Source organism: Pseudomonas sp. 2995-3 (assembly GCF_002742565.1).
GTDB classification, from domain to species: Bacteria; Pseudomonadota; Gammaproteobacteria; order Pseudomonadales; family Pseudomonadaceae; genus Aquipseudomonas; species Aquipseudomonas edaphica.
Genome location: NZ_LJSB01000223.1, coordinates 333,547 through 350,775 on the forward strand (window position 1 = coordinate 333,547; position 17,229 = coordinate 350,775).

Sequence of the window (17,229 nt, forward strand, 5' to 3'; positions counted from 1 at the left end):
AGCTGCTAGCTGCGTTGGTCATCAAAAAACGCCTTTCGCCCATCGACCCGCTCCGAAGCCCTGGGCACATTCACGCCCTGGCCTTCCGGCTTCTCCACATACCAGTAGCAATGGCTCACCGCCCGGGTAATCCCGACATACGCCAGGCGCAGCACTTCGTCTTTCTGCGCGCTGTCGTAGGGCTCGCTGTCGCCGTCCTTGCCCAGGCCCGCCATGCGGTAAACCTGGTTTTTGTAAGGCGAGCTGGTGACGTGCTGGCAATCCCCGAGCAGGAATACCGCGTCTGCTTGCAGGCCCTTGGCACTGTGATAAGTCAGCTGTTTGAGTCGGCGATCCTGTGGATTCAAGCTAGAATCCACATTAACTACAGACTGAATATGCTCTTGTATCAATAACTTATCGCTACTTTTTCGATAAAGCATTAGCACTGTATTACCGCGCTGATAGTGCTCCAGCAACTGCCGCCCCAGTGCGGCGTCGTCCCGTTCCAGTACCACGACGGGTTCCAAAGCCTTGGGCTCGCCACTGGCCTTGGCCTTCTTGCCGGGAATCGCCGGGGCCGTGCGTACCACATGTTCGGCGGCGTCGATGATGTGCTGGTGGCTGCGGTAGTTCTCGCTGAGCATCACGCGGGTGGTGCTGGGTGACGGGAATTCCTGGTTGAACGCCATGAAGTACTTGGGTGAACTGCCGCGCCAGCCGTAGATCGACTGCCAGTCATCACCCACGCACAGCAACGACGAGCGTTGCGCCCCGCGCCCTACGTGCATCGCCGGGCCACGGCTGCGAATCTCGCGCAGGCTGGCGCGGATCCACGAGACGATCTGCGGCGATACGTCCTGGAACTCGTCGATCATCAGGTGCGACATCGGCCGTAGCAGTGAATCGCTGAGCAGCTTGAGGTTCTCCGGGGTGTTCTCACCGAACAGCGAAAACATGCGGTTATAGGTCATGATCGGCGGCGATTGATCGAGCAAATGATCTTCCAGCGCCTTCCAGAAAATGCTCAAGGCTTCAAAGTAGCCCCGATCCGGGTCGTCCTTGGCGAAGCTCATTTGGCCCACAGCCGTTGGCACATCCAACCCGAGATTCTCGATAAACCCGGCCGCCATCACGAAACTGTCCAACAGCGGCGCCGAGGCCAGCTCGCCCTTGACCTTGTAATCAAAGCCAGGCCCAGCGCTGGCATCGCCCGCCAGGCTGCTTAAAAGGCGCTTTGATGATTCATAGTTATCTAGCCATATCAGTGGCTTGCGACAGAAAGCTTGAAACAAGGTGCGCTTTACCGCCCATTCGGCCCGCACGGAAAGCTTTGCATTCGGCCGGCTGATCTGAGCGTTTTCCCGCGGATCAAAACCCAGTACTACCCAGGCATCCAGTTCCGCGATGTAGCCGTGGCAGTGAAATTGCGCACCATTGATTTCGAAGGTCTGGCGACTGGGCTCTATGCCCTTGATCGGCCAGGCGCCGGCGCGAAACCACAGGTCCTCGATCACGTCACAGAGTTCTTCATCGCGCTTGGCTGCCAACTCGGTGACAGCGATGCGTTTCTGCACGTCGGGGTGGTCGCGCTCCAGTTCCTTGAGTTGCAGGCCATGACGGGCCAGTGGTGCGATCAGCTCGCGAAAGCGCGCATGGCGGCCATGCAGCCGGTGATAACAAGTGTTCATCTGTTGGCGCTGGGCGTCGCTGATACGCAGGTCGAAGGGGTTGCTGTCGGCATCGTCGAAACCGCTGCTGAGGTTTTCAAACGCTTGCAGCCGCTCGAAGCCCGGCAGGCTGCGCACCATCGGCAGAATGCGCGAATGAAAGGTACGCACCACGGCCTGGGCTTCTTTGAAACCAAGGGGCTGGCCCCACAGGCCGAGAATTTCCATGAGCTTGTTGATGAAGTCTTTGCGCGATTCGCGGGTGAAGGTCACCACGGTCATCGAACTCAGCTCAAAGCCCAGATAGTGGTTAAGCAAGAGGATGCGCAGCACCAGCGAGGTGGACTTACCCGCCCCGGCACCGGCAATCACTGAGGTCGATGGGGTGTCACTGAAGATCATCTTCCATTGCGCGGCACTGGGCTGGGCGTGGGCCGGTAGCAGACGTGCTACGTCAGCCTTCATGCGCTTCTTCACGTCGGCCGTGAGTGGCAAGCGCCAATCGTCGAACAAGCTGTCATCCACCCCCGGTGCGCGGTGCTCGTCGGGGCGAAAGTCGCGGATCAGCAACACCTGCCGACCTTCCTCGAGGCCGTCGGCCTTGCCTTCGCGATAGCCATATTCCACGCCGGCTTCGTGCCCGCTGCGAAAGCCGTCCGCCTGGCCGTGCAGCCAGGAAAACCGATGCTGGGCACGCAAACGCGTCAGGCCATGGCCAAACAAACGGGCGGCGAGCCGTTTCAGCAGGGGCATTTCTGCCAGGGGACGCAGTTCGGGGGGCAGATCGGGGGTTTGTTGCGGCACGCGGACTCCAGCGATGAGGTTGGTTCTGGCGAAGGTGCCATGGTCGCCGGAATCGGCGCGCAGTTCCAGCCAATTGCTTTGTTGTCATGCAGTTAGGCGATGAAGTAAAAGTCAAAACGCCAGCAATCAATCGAATAAACAGATTGGAATCCGGCATTTTTTACGCTTTTTATCGATCATGTACTGCTGGATGATAGCCACCATCCACAGGAGACCCATCATGCTTGAACTTCGACCATTCACTACCCTGGGCGGCGCCCATCATGGCTGGCTCGACGCCCATCATCACTTTTCCTTCGCCGAGTACCACGACCCCAAGCGCATGCACTGGGGCAACCTGCGGGTGTGGAACGACGACATCATTGCGCCCGGCACGGGCTTCCCGCAGCACCCGCATCGCGACATGGAAATCATCACCTATGTGCGTGAAGGTGCCATCAGCCATGCCGACAACCTTGGCAATAAAGGCCGCACCGAAGCGGGCGACGTACAGGTCATGAGTGCCGGCACGGGGATTGCCCACAGCGAATACAACCTGGAAGCCATGCCCGCCAAGATTTTCCAGATCTGGATCATCCCGAATGAAGCCGGGCTGCCGCCATCATGGGGTGCCAAGCCGTTTCCCAAGGGCAATCGCGAGGGTTTTGTGACCCTGGCCAGCGGCAAGGCCGGTGACACTGAAAGCTTGCGCATTCGGGCGGACGCACGCCTGGTGGCGGCTAACCTGAAGGCTGGGGAAAGCGCCGAGTATCGGCTGGACAGCGGGCGCCGGGCGTATCTGGTGCCGGCGACGGGAATCATTGAAGTCAATGGCCTGCGTGCGCAAGCGCGAGACGGTGTGGCGGTGGAAGATGAGCAGGTGTTGCGGGTAACAGCAGTTGAAGACAGCGAAATCGTGTTAGTAGACCTGGCCTGACCTTCAGCCCGAACCCAATCAACTGTGGGAGCTGGCTTGCCTGCGATGCGCACAACTCGGTACATCAGGTACACAGAGTTGATGCAATCGCAGGCAAGCCAGCTCCCACATTGCGTCAGTTAGAACTGATGGCGCCGTCTACCAGCACCTGCGCCTCTTCCACCAACTGCTTGAGGTGGTCTTCACCCACAAAGCTTTCAGCGTAGATCTTGTAGATGTCCTCGGTGCCCGATGGCCGTGCGGCGAACCAGCCGTTTTTGGTCATCACTTTCAAGCCGCCGATTGCCTGGTTATTACCCGGCGCGTGGCTGAGGATCTGCTCGATGCTCTCCCCGGCCAGTTGCGTGGAGGTGACCTGCGCAGGCGACAGCTTGCCCAGCAACGCTTTCTGCGCCGGGGTCGCCTTGGCGTCGACACGAATCGCGAACGGCTCGCCCAGCGCGTCAGTCAGGCCACGGTAGATCTGGCTGGGGTCCTGGCCTTTGCGCGAGGTCATTTCGGCGGCCAGCAAGGCCGGGATCAGGCCATCTTTGTCGGTGCTCCACACCGTGCCGTCCTTGCGCAGGAACGACGCGCCGGCGCTTTCTTCGCCGCCAAAGCCCAGTGAGCCTTCGAACAGGCCATCGGCAAACCACTTGAAGCCCACTGGCACCTCAAACAGGCGACGGCCGATACGCGCCGCAACCCGATCAATCAAGCCACTGCTGACCACGGTCTTGCCCACCGCAGCATCGGCGCGCCACTGCGCACGGTTCTGGAACAGGTAATCAATCGACACGGCGAGGTAGTTGTTCGGTGCCAGCAGGCCACCCGAGGGCGTAACGATGCCGTGGCGGTCGTGGTCCGGATCACAGGCGAAGGCGACGTCGAAACGGTCCTTGAGGCCGATCAAGCCTTGCATCGCATAGCTGGAGGACGGGTCCATGCGGATCTGGCCGTCCCAGTCGACGCTCATGAAGCGGAAAGTCGAGTCGACCTCGGTGTTCACCACGTCCAGGTTCAAACGGTAGTGCTCGGCAATCGCCGACCAGTAGCGCACCCCTGCTCCGCCCAACGGATCCACGCCCAGGCGCAGGTCGGCGCTGCGGATGGCGTCCATATCGATCACATTGACCAGGTCGGCCACATAGCTGTTGAGGTAGTCATGGCGATGGGTGGTGTCGGCCTTGAGTGCCTGGGCGTGGGTAATGCGTTTAACCCCGGCCAGTTTGTTGGCCAGCAGCTCGTTGGCCTTGGCTTCGATCCACTTGGTAACGTGGGTATCGGCCGGGCCGCCATTGGGCGGGTTGTACTTGTAACCGCCACTTTGTGGCGGGTTGTGCGACGGCGTAATCACGATGCCGTCTGCCAGGCCGCTGGTACGGCCACGGTTGTAGCAAATGATGGCGTGGGAGATGGCCGGGGTCGGCGTGTATTCATCGCCTTCAGCCAGCATCACGTGCACGCCGTTGGCGGCCAGCACTTCCAGGGCACTCGCGCCCGCTGGAGTCGACAGTGCGTGGGTGTCCAGGCCGACGAACAAGGGACCATTGATGCCCTGGGCTTCACGGTACAGGCAAATAGCCTGGCTGATAGCAAGTACGTGCCATTCGTTGAAACTCAGCTCGAACGAGCTGCCACGGTGACCGGAAGTACCAAAGGCCACGCGCTGGGTGGAGATCGCTGCATCAGGCTGGCCGGTGTAATAGGCCGTGACCAGTCGCGGGATATCCACCAGCAACTGAGCTGGCGCCGGCTTGCCCGCAAAAGGACTGATTGTCATGCATAAACCTCGAGAAAGAAGGATTCGGAAAAAATGACAGTTTACTGAGAGTTGGACTACTGCGCGACGGTATTGATCCTACAAGACACAGAGAAATTTCATGCATCTAGCTGATCTGTGCATCACGTAGCGCCTCGCCCACCAAGGCCAGGGCAATGTCCAGGTTGGGCTGCCCATGGAAGGTGCTGCTCAACCGCAGATGCTGGTGATGCAGGCCGCACAGGCTGAACAACTCACCGGGCGCCACGACTACCTGACGGGCCAGCAAGGCGTGGAAAGCCTTGCGCATGTCCACCGCCCGGGAGGCGCCCAACCAAAAGGTGGCCCCGCCCGCCGGCATTCGGTAAGTCACTTGATCAGCCAGGTGCCGACCCACAAGTTCGCCCATTTCGCGCGCCTGCTCACGCAGCAGAAGGCGTAAGTGGTGCAAGTGCTGGTCGATCTTGCCGCTGTGGTACAGGCGCGCAATCGCGCGCTGGCGAATTGAGGATAGCCGGAACGAGCGCAGCAGGAACTGGCGCTGCAACTCACCGCTTAAGTGCCGCGACAATGCGTAGCCAAACGGCGCCTCTGGCCCGAGTATTTTCTCGAAAGAGGCAAACACCACCAACCGCTCAGGGTTGACCAGATCGCGCAGGGCAACCGGTGCCGGCTTGAATCCCAGTTCGCCGCAGGTATCGTTTTCCAATAGCCAGCAATCGTACCGATCGAGCAGTTGCGCCACCTCGAGGCGGTCTTGGGGCTGCAAGGCAAAGGCTGACGGCAAGCTGATCGACGACGACAGCACGACCAATTGCACTGATTCGTGACGCAGCATCCCTTCAAGCAATGCCAGTTCCAGGCGGCCATCCTCGCCCCAGGGCAGTTCAAGGACACGTACCCCGGCATCCTGCAGCAGGCGCAGGATCGACCACTCGCAGGGTGACTCGACCACCACCGAGGCACCGCGCAAGCCCAATACCTCGATAAGGATGTCGAGCACACCGCGCAAGTCCGCGCCGATGTACACGTCATCAGCATGCCAGCAGCGGGTGGGTGATGAGGTGTAGCGAGCCGCCAGTGCGGCTCTTAGTTCCCACACCCCGCAGGGCTGTGACCAAGGCTGCAGATGCCCAGGATACTGGCGCACCAACTCGCGCTCCAGGCGCAGCAAGGTGCCGTCCAATGATGCCAGCAAGGCCGGTTCATCGCCGCTGAGCACTGTCATGCCCGGGCGCCGGGACGCCACATAGAGACGCTCGAGCAGATCCCCGCTGGGACACGCCACGGGTCCACCGGCGAGCGGCCAGGCGTAGTACCCCGACTTGGCCACCGAATACACCCTGCCCTCCTTTTCCAGCAACGAATACGCATATTGAATGGTGGAGATCGACACGTTGAGTCGCTGGGATAACTGGCGCAATGACGGCAGCTTTACGCGCGTATCCGTGCTCACCTCGTTAATCAGGCTGATCATGTAGCGGTAGACCGCCTGATAAGCAAAGTCAGCCTGCCGTGCGCCCCGCAGCGTCATCGCCCAGACAGCTGAAAGGCCATGCCATCACGGGCTTGAGACCTTTGCACAGGCGCGCTGCGGGCACCGCCGAGGGCCAGGTTCATCGGCCGCTTGCGGTACAGATGCTGGAGCAAAGGCAACGGCAACCCACTGGCATCGGCGACCCATTGCTGCAGCATCTCGGCTGCCGGTTTACCCTGCAAAACCTTGTGCAACTCGGGCAACGCCACCAGCATGCCAGGGTGGCACTGACGCAAATAGCCTTCCAGCCGTTCGCCATGATGAATGAAAGGCGAAAACAGCAGGCAGACCAACTGGTTCTCGTCCAGACCGAAAAATTGTTGGGCAAGGCTGCTCGACAACGCACGCTCCCCGCGATTGGCGACCTGGTTCACCAGCTCTTCGGGCACCTGCCGACGCCGCAGGTAATTGCGCGCCTGCCCGAGGAACTCCTCCACGCCCTCCTCGTAATGCAACTCGCGCAGGCATTCGGCCTGCAGGCCGCGCAGGTGCGCCATCAACGGTGGGTTGGCAAAGCTTGGGTGGCTAAAGTGAAAGCCCAACGGATCTGGCGTGTAAGCCATGAAGTCGATGAGCAACGGCGCAGTCGCGCGGTCGATGCCTTCGAGCAAGTCGGCAATGCCGATATAGGCCAGGTGGCGATACCCGCCTGGGCTGACGTCAGCTTTGGGCACATAGTGCTCGCCGTACAGGTCACGGTAGAAATCGCCGCTCCACTCATCCATGCGCGTGAACAACCCGCCAAGCGACGTCGGTATCCCCTTGGCGGCCTTGACGCTTTTGGCCTGGGCGGCTTTTTTCAGCCACGCCAGCAGTTGGCTCTGTTTGCGCGCGGAATCGCCGCTGACCAGCGCGTGCACGCCACCGTTCCAGGCGGTGACACGCTGATAAAAGTCCCCCAGTGCCAGGTAGGCATCGTTACACAGCGTGGCGCGAACATCGCCGGAGGTCAGGTGCCCCACCATCAACATGTTGCGCTGGTGAGCTTCACAGCCACGGCTGGAGGCCGGACGCTGATGGTTGAAGGGCAACACCTGTTCGTTTTCGACCATCAACAACTCGACCCGCTCGTCATCATGGAAAAACAGCCGGCTATAACCGCGATGAATCGCGTCGAGGGTTTCTTGCGTCATACCCGCGTGGCGTAACGTTGCCACCCGTAACTGGAAGGTCCTGGGCGCACGTGCGGCAATACTCAACTGTGCGGCACGCAGTAGCGCCAAGGTGTAGCTGCTGACTTCGCCACCGCCATGGGCCACCAGCACTTTGTAATCGCCTACTTGTTCCATGCCGCCGGCGGCCACGACAATACGCTGAATCAATAATTGAAGTGCGGTGCGCTCCGCGCGTGTGAAATACCCAACCAAGCGTTGTTGAACTTGCTGGTAAACATAATTCATGGCCTGCTCGTGAATAGCGCTCATAGTTCTACTACCTGAGTTGAAATATCAGTTCAAAACAACTACCGAGCGTAGTTGTCCGATCTATTGCATGTGTAAGAACGTTGCCTGCGGCGCAGTGTGTGCGACAGATAAACACTAGCACCCGGTAACAAATCGATAAGGACCGCGTAGGGGGCTCCTTGCACGGCAGCGCTGGCGTCGAACAGCCGTACCGCAAGCATCCCAGCGATTTTCAGCAGCGCTCCTAGGAATATTCAGACAAGCTCCTACAACTCTTTAACCTCGAATTTAAAGATCCATCTGACAAATAAAACTTGTCAATTTTCAATCTCCGGTCATGCATCGATCGGAACCAGTCCTTGGCGTGCCGATCACCTCGCGTCCTGATAGCAATGGCGTCACGCGTAGTTGCAGGAAGTACCTGCTGATGAATCAGACAATCATTCATTACCCAGTCCTTGAGTTGAAAGTGAAGTACCAATTATCAGGGCTGAAATAATGATTAACAGATACAGAAGCTGGCCGAAAACCAGTTCAGATAGTTGCCGGGCCAAATACGCAGGGCGCAGACACAACAACGCCGCGCTGAATTTCAGGGCGGCGGCGGGAAAAAGGGCATCGTTTGCGGGACCGGACGGCCGTTGCGCGTTTCAGACAACGCGCGGATTCAACCCTTTCAAATGGCGCATTTGCCCCATGCGCCGAGGGTTTGTAAAACTCATTTACGAATCTTCCTACACCTCAAACAGCCTCAACCTGCAACGCAACGCGCTCGCGGCACGGGCATTCGTCCATGTAACGGTGTGCTTCTACAAACTGGTTGAACGCAAACACGGTGGTTTTCAGCGGCACCAGCACGCGATCGGCCGTCAGTTGGTTGATGTCACGCAAGGCGCGTTGCAAGGCAACGTGGTCCTGAATGATGCCCAACTCCGGCTTACCGGTGAAGTTACCGATACAGTGCACAAAGAACTGGATGTTCTTCTGGAACGCTGCACAGGCCGGGAACGGCGTCTGGTTGCCGCCTTGCAAGCCGTAGAGCACCAGGCTGCCACGGGGCGCCAGCACATCACCGAGCAATGACATCTGCGGGCCGCCCAAGCCATCGAACACCACATCCACGCCGCGGTTATCTGTGAACTTGTTGATTTGCATCAGCAGGTCCTGCTCTTCGGTGACAATGACCTTCTCGGCCCCCAGCGACAGCAGGTATTCACGCTCGGCGCTGTCCTTGGTGGCGGCGATCACGCGCACGCCCAGCGCCTTGCCCAGTTGTACGAACGAAGGGCCGGCACAGTGGCTGGCGTCAGTCACCAGGGCAAACTGGCCGGGTTTGACCCGCGCCAGGTCCATATAGGCAAAGTAGGCGATCAACAGCGGCGTGTAATGCACGCTGGCTTCAATCGGGCTCAGCACATCCGGATAACGGGTCAGCGCCGAACGCGGCAGCACGATTTGCTCGCCATACACGGGGTAATCATTGGGGCTCTCGGCCGGAAAACTGGCCACCTTATCGCCTACCGCCAAGTCATCCACGCCCTCACCGAGGGCCACCACCACACCGGCCATCTCATGGCCAAGGCCGGACGGCAAGCGTGCATGGGAGGACGCCAGGTTCTGGCGCCACAGAATGTCATACCAGCTGATGCCAATCGCTTCGACACGCACCTGCACTTCGCCCGGTGCGGGCTGCGCGGCTGCATGCTCTTCGCATTTGAGCACCTCGGCCGGACCAAACTTGTGAAAACGGATCGTGCGGGACATCGCAAACCTCGTCAAAGTAACCTCTAATGCCATGAACTCTATCTGGGCTTTCCAGGTAAGGCCACCGGTCGCCATTAATAGTCGACATGTCTGTCATTGATTCCGCAACTGAGGCATTTGCCTCAAGTATCGTAGGAAAACTCAATTATCCGGTGCAGAGTACCAGCCTTTCCCCGTAAGATTCATGCCGGTCATTGTTTACATGTGGCCGCTCACGTCAAGTTAGCTGACTCTTCCAGGACACAAGATGAACCGTAACGACCTGCGTCGTGTCGACCTTAACCTCTTGATCGTATTCGAAACCTTGATGCATGAGCGCAGTGTGACCCGCGCTGCCGAGAAATTGTTCCTTGGCCAGCCGGCCATCAGCGCGGCGTTGTCGCGTCTGCGTGGGCTGTTCGATGACCCGCTGTTTGTACGTACCGGGCGCAGCATGGAGCCGACGGCACGTGCCGTGGAAATCTTCGCCCTGCTCTCCCCGGCCCTGGACTCGATCTCCACCGCGGTGAGCCGCGCCGCCGAGTTCGACCCGGCCACCAGCACCGCCGTGTTCCGTATCGGCCTGTCCGACGACGTTGAATTCGCCTTGCTGCCGCAACTGCTCAAACGCCTGCGCGCCGAGGCGCCTGGCATCGTGCTGGTGGTGCGCCGCGTCAACTACATCCTGATGCCGGGCCTGCTGGCCTCCGGGGAAATTTCCATCGGCGTCAGCTACACCGCCGACCTGCCGGCCAACGCCAAGCGCAAAGTGCTGCGCCGCAGCCTGCCAAAACTGCTGCGCGCCGACAGCGTGCCCGGCTCCCTGAGCCTGGACGACTTCTGCGCCCGCCCTCACGCCCTCGTGTCCTTCGCAGGCGACCTGAGCGGGTTTATTGATGAAGAGCTGGAAAAACTCGATCGCAAACGCCACGTGGTATTGGCCGTGCCGCAATTCAACGGGCTGGGCACACTGCTGGCCGGCACCGACATCCTCGCCACCGTGCCGGATTACGCCGCCGAAGCACTGACCTCGGCGGGCGGTTTGCGCGCCGAGGACCCACCGTTGCCGGTGCGCACGTTTGAGCTGCACATGGCGTGGCGTGGGTCGCAGGATAATGATCCGGGGGAGCGGTGGTTGAGGTCGCGGATTCAGATGTTTTTTGGCGACCCTGAGAGTCTTTAGGCGTTGTCTGGCAGGCTGTTCGGCTGATCATTTTTGCGTTTCCACCAACCATGGAGCTCCATTCACTTCCGGTGGATTGCTAAATTGGGGGCACATCTGATGGCATGCATTGGATGCTTCGAAAAGGATGCCCCCAGCCTAAGGCCAAACAGGCTATTGATAAGGGCAGTTCCGATCGGAGTCTCTGCAAATCGATAGACCGGCCTGAGGCTTTCAACATATCTGTGGGAATCCTGAGAGTTTTTTGAAAAACAGGAAGCACCTGTGATCTGCCCTACCCTGATTATCACAAGACGTGGCGAGATCACCATAGGTGAGCCAAGTAGCCGCTCCGCTATTGGTCCTGCGCGATTCCCCCCGCACTCTGTGCCGACAACACAATCGCCAGCACCATCAACACCGCTCCTGTCAACATCCGATATGACGGCGCTCCATGGAACCACCACCACGCGTAGGCCATGGCGTAGACCGGCTCCAGTGAGATGATTATCCCGGCGCTGCGCGCGTTGACGCCCTTTAAGCATCAGCCCAGAGACGAAGTACACGATGAGTTTCTTGCGGTTGAGGCCCCGCAGCAAAGCCCGGTCTTGCAAAAGGGCAAACACCTCCAGGATTAGCTGGGCAAACTCCGCGTGGCCGAAGGTGATCATATTGACACTGGCGTGAATCAGCGGCCCAGGTTGGGGTGATTGAGTCGCTCACAAATGCGCAGGGCGTCGTCGTGCTTTTCGCTCCAGTGCAGCAAATGCGAGTAGATCAGGATGCCTATATTGCTCTGCTGTGCGATAGACAAGGCTTCGGCCAACAAACGCACCACAGGCTCATCGCCCACTGGGTCCGAACGCGCGAAATCCCCCGCGGTTTTAATCACCAATTCGACGGTGGAGCGTGGCGGTGCCACTTTCAGCATCTGATAAATGCCCGCGTTCTGCTCCGCCTCTGCGCCAAGGCGCAGGTTGAGCACCACATAGATGCCCGCTACCTCAATGTCGTAACGCGTCCTTGACGCTGTTCAATTGCTGGGCAGTTGCCCAGTTGCGTCCATCGCAGATTGAAAGATAGGTGGCGTCATAACCACCGCCTTAGTCATCTCGCACCTGTCCTCAAAACTGTAGGTGCCCATGGAGCTGTAGAAACAGGTGTCCTGTGCTTAAAACCTTGGCGTCATGGTGTTCTCCCGCAGGGCATCAGGCATTGGTTGCAAAGCACCGTCGAACGCCCACTTCGCCCCCACCAACACCGAAAGCAAATGTCTTGACACTAACTGTAGTGACCACTATAAAATGCACGCGATATGTAGCGATCGCTAATTAAATGGCTTTCAGTGATGCGCTGGACGGGAAGCATTCCCACAAACTGAATGAATCGGGTAGGCAACGTGATAGACCTGGCCGTACACAGCGTCGCCCAGTGGACCGAGATTATTCGCTCGCTCGCAGTCGTCGGGATTGCGCTATATGCCGCGATATTTGTGGTGGGCACTGTCGCCTTCGTACCCGCCTCGATGCTTACGGCGCTCGCCGGTTTTTTGTACGGCCCGATGGGGGGAACGCTGCTCATCTCGCCCGCTGGCTTGCTGTCTGCAGCGGTCGCATTTGCCTTGGGCAGATCGCTTCTGCGCCCTTGGGTCAAACGACGCCTGGCGAACAGCCCCACATCAGCGGCGGTCGACCACGCAATCGAGTCAGGAGGTTTTCGAATTGTTTTTCTCTTACGCCTAGCGTCCATCGTGCCGTTCGCTCCGCTGAGCTATGGACTCGGAGCCAGCCGAATCGCCCGTCGAGATTTCCTCCTGGCGACTTGGATCGGCCTGCTTCCTGGAACATTTCTGTATGCGTACTTGGGCTCTCTGGCGGCTGATGTCGCACAGATAATCAGTGGCGAGGTAACGACCAATCGATCGACTCAAATGATGACTTGGACGGGTCTGGTCGTTGCATTGATCGCCTTACTGACCGTCGCCAGATATGCACGCAAAGCGATCAACCAAGCCCTTCTTCAACCCTCTTCAAACTAGGAGTTACACCATGAGCAACCCAACTTACGTCGAAGACTACAACGCCATCGTCACGGTGCTGAACCACTACAACGAAGGTGGCAAGCAAGCCAAAAGCAGCCTCATGAAACCTGCCTTCAGCGAGCAGGCCACCATCTTTGGTGTAGATGGCGAAGGCAAGCTGACCGGAGGCCCGATCCAGGGTCTGTTCGACATCATCGACAGCGCCTTCCGGCCGTCACCGGAAGCCAAAGGCGCCATCGTCAACGTCGATATCGTGGGCACCGCTGCCAGCGCACGTATCGATACCAACGACATCTCCGGCTTCTGCTTCACCGATTTCTTCAACTTGCTGAAGGTTGACGGAAAGTGGACCGTCATCAGCAAGATCTACCACACCCACGTTGCTCCTTAACCCAGCCGTTTGAACCGCGCCCTGTTGGCGCCAAAACCATGCAAAGGGGTTTGACCATGAGCAAAAACATCAAAGCTGTACCCACCCAGGACTACAACGCCGTTGTCGCCGTGGCCCAGCAATACGCTGACGGCCTGCGTGCCGGCAGCCCGGAAGTGCTGGAGCAGGCCTTCCACAAGGAAGCGGTGATGTACGGCTTCACCAACGGCAAACTGTTGGGCGGCCCGATCAGCAACCTGTTCGACTTCGTCCGCACTAATGGCAAGGCCCCGGATATCAGCACTCGCCTGGACGTGCTGGCGATCACCCCAACCACCGCCGTGGTACGTGTGGACATGGAAAAGGACGCGATCGGTGCCGACTACAACGATTACCTGACACTGATCAAAATCGACGGCACCTGGAAGGTGATCGCCAAGGTTTATCACCAGTTTGAAGGCTGACCCGAGCAGCCTGAACGTAATGCTGTTTCTTAAGGTGATGAATCATGGCAAAAGTTGAATACAGCGCAGTGGTAGACGGCGGCGCCGAGCGCGTTTGGGATGTACTCAAGCGCTTCGGGAAAATCAGCCAGTGGCACCCGGCGATCCCGCAGAGCGTCATCGAAGACGGTCAGCCGGACGGTCTGGTCGGTTGCATTCGTCGGCTGACGTTGCAGGACGGCGCCATTCTGCGCGAGCAGTTGTTGTCGGTAGACGCGGTGAATCTGCAGTTCTCCTACCGCTTCGTTGAAGCGCCACTGCCCGTCGACAACTACGTGTTGACCGTGCGACTGATCCCGCTGACCGGCGAGCAGAAAACCGTGATTCTGTGGTCTGCGACCTTCGACACGCGCGAGCCTGATCCCCAGGGGCAATGGACCTCGACCATCGAGTCGCTCATTGTCGGCGGGCATGAAAGCCTCCAGGTTTACCTGAACCAAACCGCCACCGCGTGAATGTGCCCTACCCCGCTCCAGCAATGGATGCGGGGTTCAATTTTTCTGGAGTTACGATGCACGATCACATTGCCGAAGTGCCGCTTGAAAAAGCTTATCGGCTGATCAACCACGGTCCCACCGTGCTGGTTTTTGCTCAACACGAGGAGACTCGAAATGTGATGGCCGCGGCATGGGCCTGTGCATTGGATTTCTCACCGCCCAAAGTCACTGTGGTGCTGGACAAGATCGCCAAAACCCGCGAACTGGTAGAGCGTAGCGGCCTCTTTGTGATTCAGGTTCCCACCGTGGCACAGCTGCAATTGACCCGCGATGTCGGCAGCGTCAGCCTGCAGGAAGATCCACAGAAGCTGGCTCATAGCGGCGTGGAGCTATTCAGTATCAGCGGCCATGACGTGCCATTCGTGGCCGGCTGCTCGGCCTGGCTTGCGTGCAAACTATTGCCCGAACCGCACAACCAGTCGACCTACGACCTGTTTATCGGTGAAGTCGTCGCTGCCTGGGCCGACACACGGGTATTCAGCGACGGTCATTGGCTCTTTGAGCGTGCGCACCCGGACTTTCGTAGCCTGCACTACATCGCAGGCGGCCACTTTTATGCGATCGGAGAAGCGCTAACCCCATCAGTGATCTAGTGCAGTTTCAACCGAGGCTCGGTGCCTGGCCCCAGGTGGTTACCCGACATCAGTAATGCATAGGGTACCAGGCCATAGCGCGCGACTTGAGGCATGCGGTACAGCGATGCATAGAACGCCCGCGCCAACCATCCTTCCAGCGTCACGCAGGCTCTTCGCCAGCGCCACCGTCGACAATCAAAATACGAGTGTCATTGAAGGGTCTCAGTGCTTTTACTCGGGAGCACAGGACGGATCCTATAGCGCCCAGGCACACAGCGTCGCGCCGGTGCCTGGGCTGGGTGATTTCAACGCTTATGACTTACCAATCCTGACGGGTCGGCGAAATGATCAGGTCGTTGACGGTGACGTTTTCAGGCTGATTCAGTGCATACACCACTGCGCGACCAATATCGTCCGGCGAGATAGCAATTTTATTCAGCTCTTGAGCCGCTTTACGGCCTGCCGGGTCGGTGACTTTATCGGCCCAACCGGTGTTGATCACACCCGGGCTGACCGTGTTGACACGGATGCCGTGCTGCACACCTAGCTCTTTGCGCATCGACTCAGTCATGGCCTGCACGAAAAACTTAGTGGCGCTGTAGATACCCGCAGCAGGCCCAACCTGGTGACCGGCGACCGAATCCATATTCAGGATCTGGCCCGACTTCTGTTTCAGCATGAACGGCAACACCGCCGCGATACCATGCAGGTAGCCTTTGATGTTCACGTTGATCATCTTTTCCCAATCATCGGTGGCTAGGTCGACCCAGTTGGAAAACAGCATCAAGCCTGCGTTGTTGATCAGGATATCCACCGAACCGAAAGAGTCCTGGGCGAATTGCGCGAGCGCTTTCATATCCTCAGGGTTGGTAACGTCGCTGACGCGACCTACCGCTTCACCGCCCTTGCCTTTCAGTTCGCTGACGATGGCGTCCAGGCCTTGCTGGTCCAGGGCTGCTGCGACAATTCGAACGCCTTTCTCGGACAAGGCACGTGCCGATGCAGCACCCAGGCCGGACGATGCGCCAGTGATGATCGCGGTTTTATTCTGCAGATAGTTCATGGGCGTTCCTCTCGTTGGTGACTGCCCGTCTGTGCGGGCAGTTTTTGGGGTTATCGCGGATGTAAGCGGATCAGTAGTTGCCGACAGGCCAGTCGGTGTAGCCTTTGGCGCCGCCGCCGTAATACGACTCGCGCGGTGCGATGGTCAGTTCGGCCCCACGGCGCAAGCGCTCGACCAGGTCCGGGTTGGAGATAAACAGGCGGCCAAACGCTACCGCGTCGATCTTGCCTTGGGCGCGGCGCTCAATAGCCATGTCCAGGTCGTAGTTGTTGTTGCCGATGAAGGGCCCGTTGAACTGCGCGCTCAATGCGTCCATGTCCACGCCTTCCGGTACTTCACGCGAGGTGGCGGTAGCGCCTTCAACGAAGTGCAGGTAAGCCAGGTCGAAGGCGTTCAACTTCTGGATCAGGTAGCCATACATCGCCATCACGTTGCTGTCGGGCGGCGTGTTGCCGGCGTCAGGCGTCACCGGCGACAAACGAATGCCAACACGGTCGTTGCCCCAGATTTCGACGATTGCTTCGGTCACTTCCAGGGTCAGACGTGCACGGTTCTCGATGGAGCCGCCGTACTGGTCGGTGCGATGGTTCGTCGAGTCCCGCAGGAACTGGTCCAGCAGGTAGCTGTTAGCTGAGTGAACCTCTACACCATCAAAACCGGCACGCTTGGCATTCTCGGCAGCACGCTTGTACTTCTCGATGATCCCCGGGATCTCATCGGTTTCAAGTGCCCGTGGCATCGACACCGGAACGAAGCCGTTGGTGGTATAGGTGTCGCCTTCAGCCTTGATCGCGGAAGGTGCGACCGGTGCGGCACCGTCAGGTTGCAGCTCGACACTGGAGAACCGTCCCACATGCCATAGTTGGCTGACGATCTTCCCGCCGGCGGCATGCACGGCGTCCGTGACTTTCTTCCAGCCCGCAACCTGCTCCTCGCTCCAGATGCCGGGGGTGGCCGCGTAACCGCGGCCTTGCGCGGAAATATTGGTGGCCTCGGCGACGATCAAGCCCGCGGTGGCGCGTTGAGCGTAATACTCAGCGTGCAGCTCGTTGGGGATGCCATCTTCGGCATAGCGGCTACGGGTTACAGGCGCCATCAAAATACGGTTGGCGAGTTTCATCGCGCCCAGGTTGATGGGGGTGAATAAGTCGGTACGAGTGGCGTTGTCTGTCATGATAGACCTCAATTAAATAGACCGGTCGTCTAGTAAGTTGGTAAAAAATAA

At 58.9% G+C, this 17,229-nt stretch carries 16 protein-coding genes and 1 pseudogene; 7 read left to right on the forward strand and 10 right to left on the reverse strand.

The window, feature by feature from the left end; translation table 11 throughout:
* Positions 1-5: 5 nt before the first annotated feature.
* Entirely contained in the window at positions 6-2,453 is a 2,448-nt protein-coding gene (locus tag AOA62_RS22470) for a UvrD-helicase domain-containing protein (RefSeq protein WP_099549796.1), read from the reverse strand.
* A gap of 220 nt (positions 2,454-2,673) precedes the next feature.
* On the opposite strand from AOA62_RS22470, the gene AOA62_RS22475 reads away from it, so the two are divergent.
* Complete coding sequence (locus tag AOA62_RS22475; protein ID WP_099549797.1) at positions 2,674-3,369, forward strand: pirin family protein; 696 nt, start codon at positions 2,674-2,676, stop codon at positions 3,367-3,369.
* Positions 3,370-3,484: 115 nt separating this feature from the next.
* Here AOA62_RS22475 and pgm read toward each other — a convergent pair whose 3' ends face one another.
* The 4 genes from pgm to AOA62_RS22495 form a co-directional block, all read right to left on the reverse strand.
* Positions 3,485-5,131 (reverse strand): phosphoglucomutase (alpha-D-glucose-1,6-bisphosphate-dependent), encoded by a 1,647-nt coding sequence (gene pgm / locus AOA62_RS22480; RefSeq protein ID WP_099549798.1) that lies wholly within the window; start codon positions 5,129-5,131, stop codon positions 3,485-3,487.
* Between the two features lie 106 nt (positions 5,132-5,237).
* Positions 5,238-6,644 carry a PLP-dependent aminotransferase family protein gene (locus tag AOA62_RS22485; protein WP_099549799.1) on the reverse strand — a complete coding sequence of 469 codons (1,407 nt, stop codon included), beginning with the start codon at positions 6,642-6,644 and terminating at the stop codon, positions 5,238-5,240.
* Positions 6,641-8,071 carry a hypothetical protein gene (locus tag AOA62_RS22490; RefSeq protein ID WP_099549800.1) on the reverse strand — a complete coding sequence of 477 codons (1,431 nt, stop codon included), beginning with the start codon at positions 8,069-8,071 and terminating at the stop codon, positions 6,641-6,643. Before AOA62_RS22490 ends, AOA62_RS22485 begins: the two co-directional genes overlap by 4 nt.
* A 720-nt stretch (positions 8,072-8,791) precedes the next feature.
* Positions 8,792-9,814 (reverse strand): zinc-dependent alcohol dehydrogenase family protein, encoded by a 1,023-nt coding sequence (locus tag AOA62_RS22495; protein WP_017135574.1) that lies wholly within the window; start codon positions 9,812-9,814, stop codon positions 8,792-8,794.
* A gap of 247 nt (positions 9,815-10,061) precedes the next feature.
* Here AOA62_RS22495 and AOA62_RS22500 point away from each other — a divergent pair, with 247 nt between their 5' ends.
* Positions 10,062-10,976: a LysR family transcriptional regulator gene (locus AOA62_RS22500; RefSeq protein ID WP_099549801.1), complete on the forward strand. Its 915-nt coding sequence runs from the start codon at positions 10,062-10,064 to the stop codon at positions 10,974-10,976.
* Positions 10,977-11,310: 334 nt separating this feature from the next.
* Here the strand turns inward: AOA62_RS22500 and AOA62_RS22505 are convergent, their stop codons facing one another.
* Complete coding sequence (locus AOA62_RS22505) at positions 11,311-11,436, reverse strand: hypothetical protein (protein ID WP_256591561.1); 126 nt, start codon at positions 11,434-11,436, stop codon at positions 11,311-11,313.
* A 207-nt stretch (positions 11,437-11,643) separates the two neighbouring features.
* Positions 11,644-11,940, reverse strand: a complete 297-nt coding sequence (locus tag AOA62_RS32070; RefSeq protein WP_178075647.1) for a hypothetical protein — start codon at positions 11,938-11,940, stop codon at positions 11,644-11,646.
* Positions 11,941-12,354: 414 nt separating this feature from the next.
* On the opposite strand from AOA62_RS32070, the gene AOA62_RS22520 reads away from it, so the two are divergent.
* Genes AOA62_RS22520 through AOA62_RS22540 form a run of 5 tightly spaced genes read left to right on the forward strand, consistent with a single transcriptional unit; the run spans position 12,355 to position 14,959 of the window.
* A complete protein-coding gene (locus AOA62_RS22520; protein WP_099492270.1) occupies positions 12,355-12,993 on the forward strand; it encodes a TVP38/TMEM64 family protein in 639 nt (212 codons plus the stop codon).
* A gap of 10 nt (positions 12,994-13,003) precedes the next feature.
* Entirely contained in the window at positions 13,004-13,387 is a 384-nt protein-coding gene (locus AOA62_RS22525) for a nuclear transport factor 2 family protein (RefSeq protein WP_010656555.1), read from the forward strand.
* Positions 13,388-13,443: 56 nt separating this feature from the next.
* On the forward strand, positions 13,444-13,830 hold the full coding sequence (locus tag AOA62_RS22530; protein ID WP_064052537.1) for a nuclear transport factor 2 family protein: 387 nt from the start codon (positions 13,444-13,446) through the stop codon (positions 13,828-13,830).
* Between the two features lie 44 nt (positions 13,831-13,874).
* Positions 13,875-14,324 carry an SRPBCC family protein gene (locus tag AOA62_RS22535; RefSeq protein ID WP_034105446.1) on the forward strand — a complete coding sequence of 150 codons (450 nt, stop codon included), beginning with the start codon at positions 13,875-13,877 and terminating at the stop codon, positions 14,322-14,324.
* 56 nt (positions 14,325-14,380) lie between these two features.
* Positions 14,381-14,959, forward strand: a complete 579-nt coding sequence (locus tag AOA62_RS22540; protein ID WP_099549802.1) for a flavin reductase family protein — start codon at positions 14,381-14,383, stop codon at positions 14,957-14,959.
* Here AOA62_RS22540 and AOA62_RS22545 read toward each other — a convergent pair.
* The 3 genes and pseudogenes from AOA62_RS22545 to AOA62_RS22555 all read right to left on the reverse strand — a co-directional run.
* Positions 14,956-15,105 (reverse strand): annotated as a pseudogene (locus AOA62_RS22545) (FAD-dependent oxidoreductase); the annotation flags it as partial. The gene AOA62_RS22540 and the pseudogene AOA62_RS22545 sit on opposite strands and share 4 nt — an antisense overlap.
* A gap of 155 nt (positions 15,106-15,260) precedes the next feature.
* Positions 15,261-16,004 (reverse strand): SDR family oxidoreductase, encoded by a 744-nt coding sequence (locus tag AOA62_RS22550; protein WP_010656559.1) that lies wholly within the window; start codon positions 16,002-16,004, stop codon positions 15,261-15,263.
* Between the two features lie 70 nt (positions 16,005-16,074).
* Positions 16,075-17,178 carry an alkene reductase gene (locus AOA62_RS22555; RefSeq protein WP_099549803.1) on the reverse strand — a complete coding sequence of 368 codons (1,104 nt, stop codon included), beginning with the start codon at positions 17,176-17,178 and terminating at the stop codon, positions 16,075-16,077.
* Between the last annotated feature and the right edge of the window lie 51 nt (positions 17,179-17,229).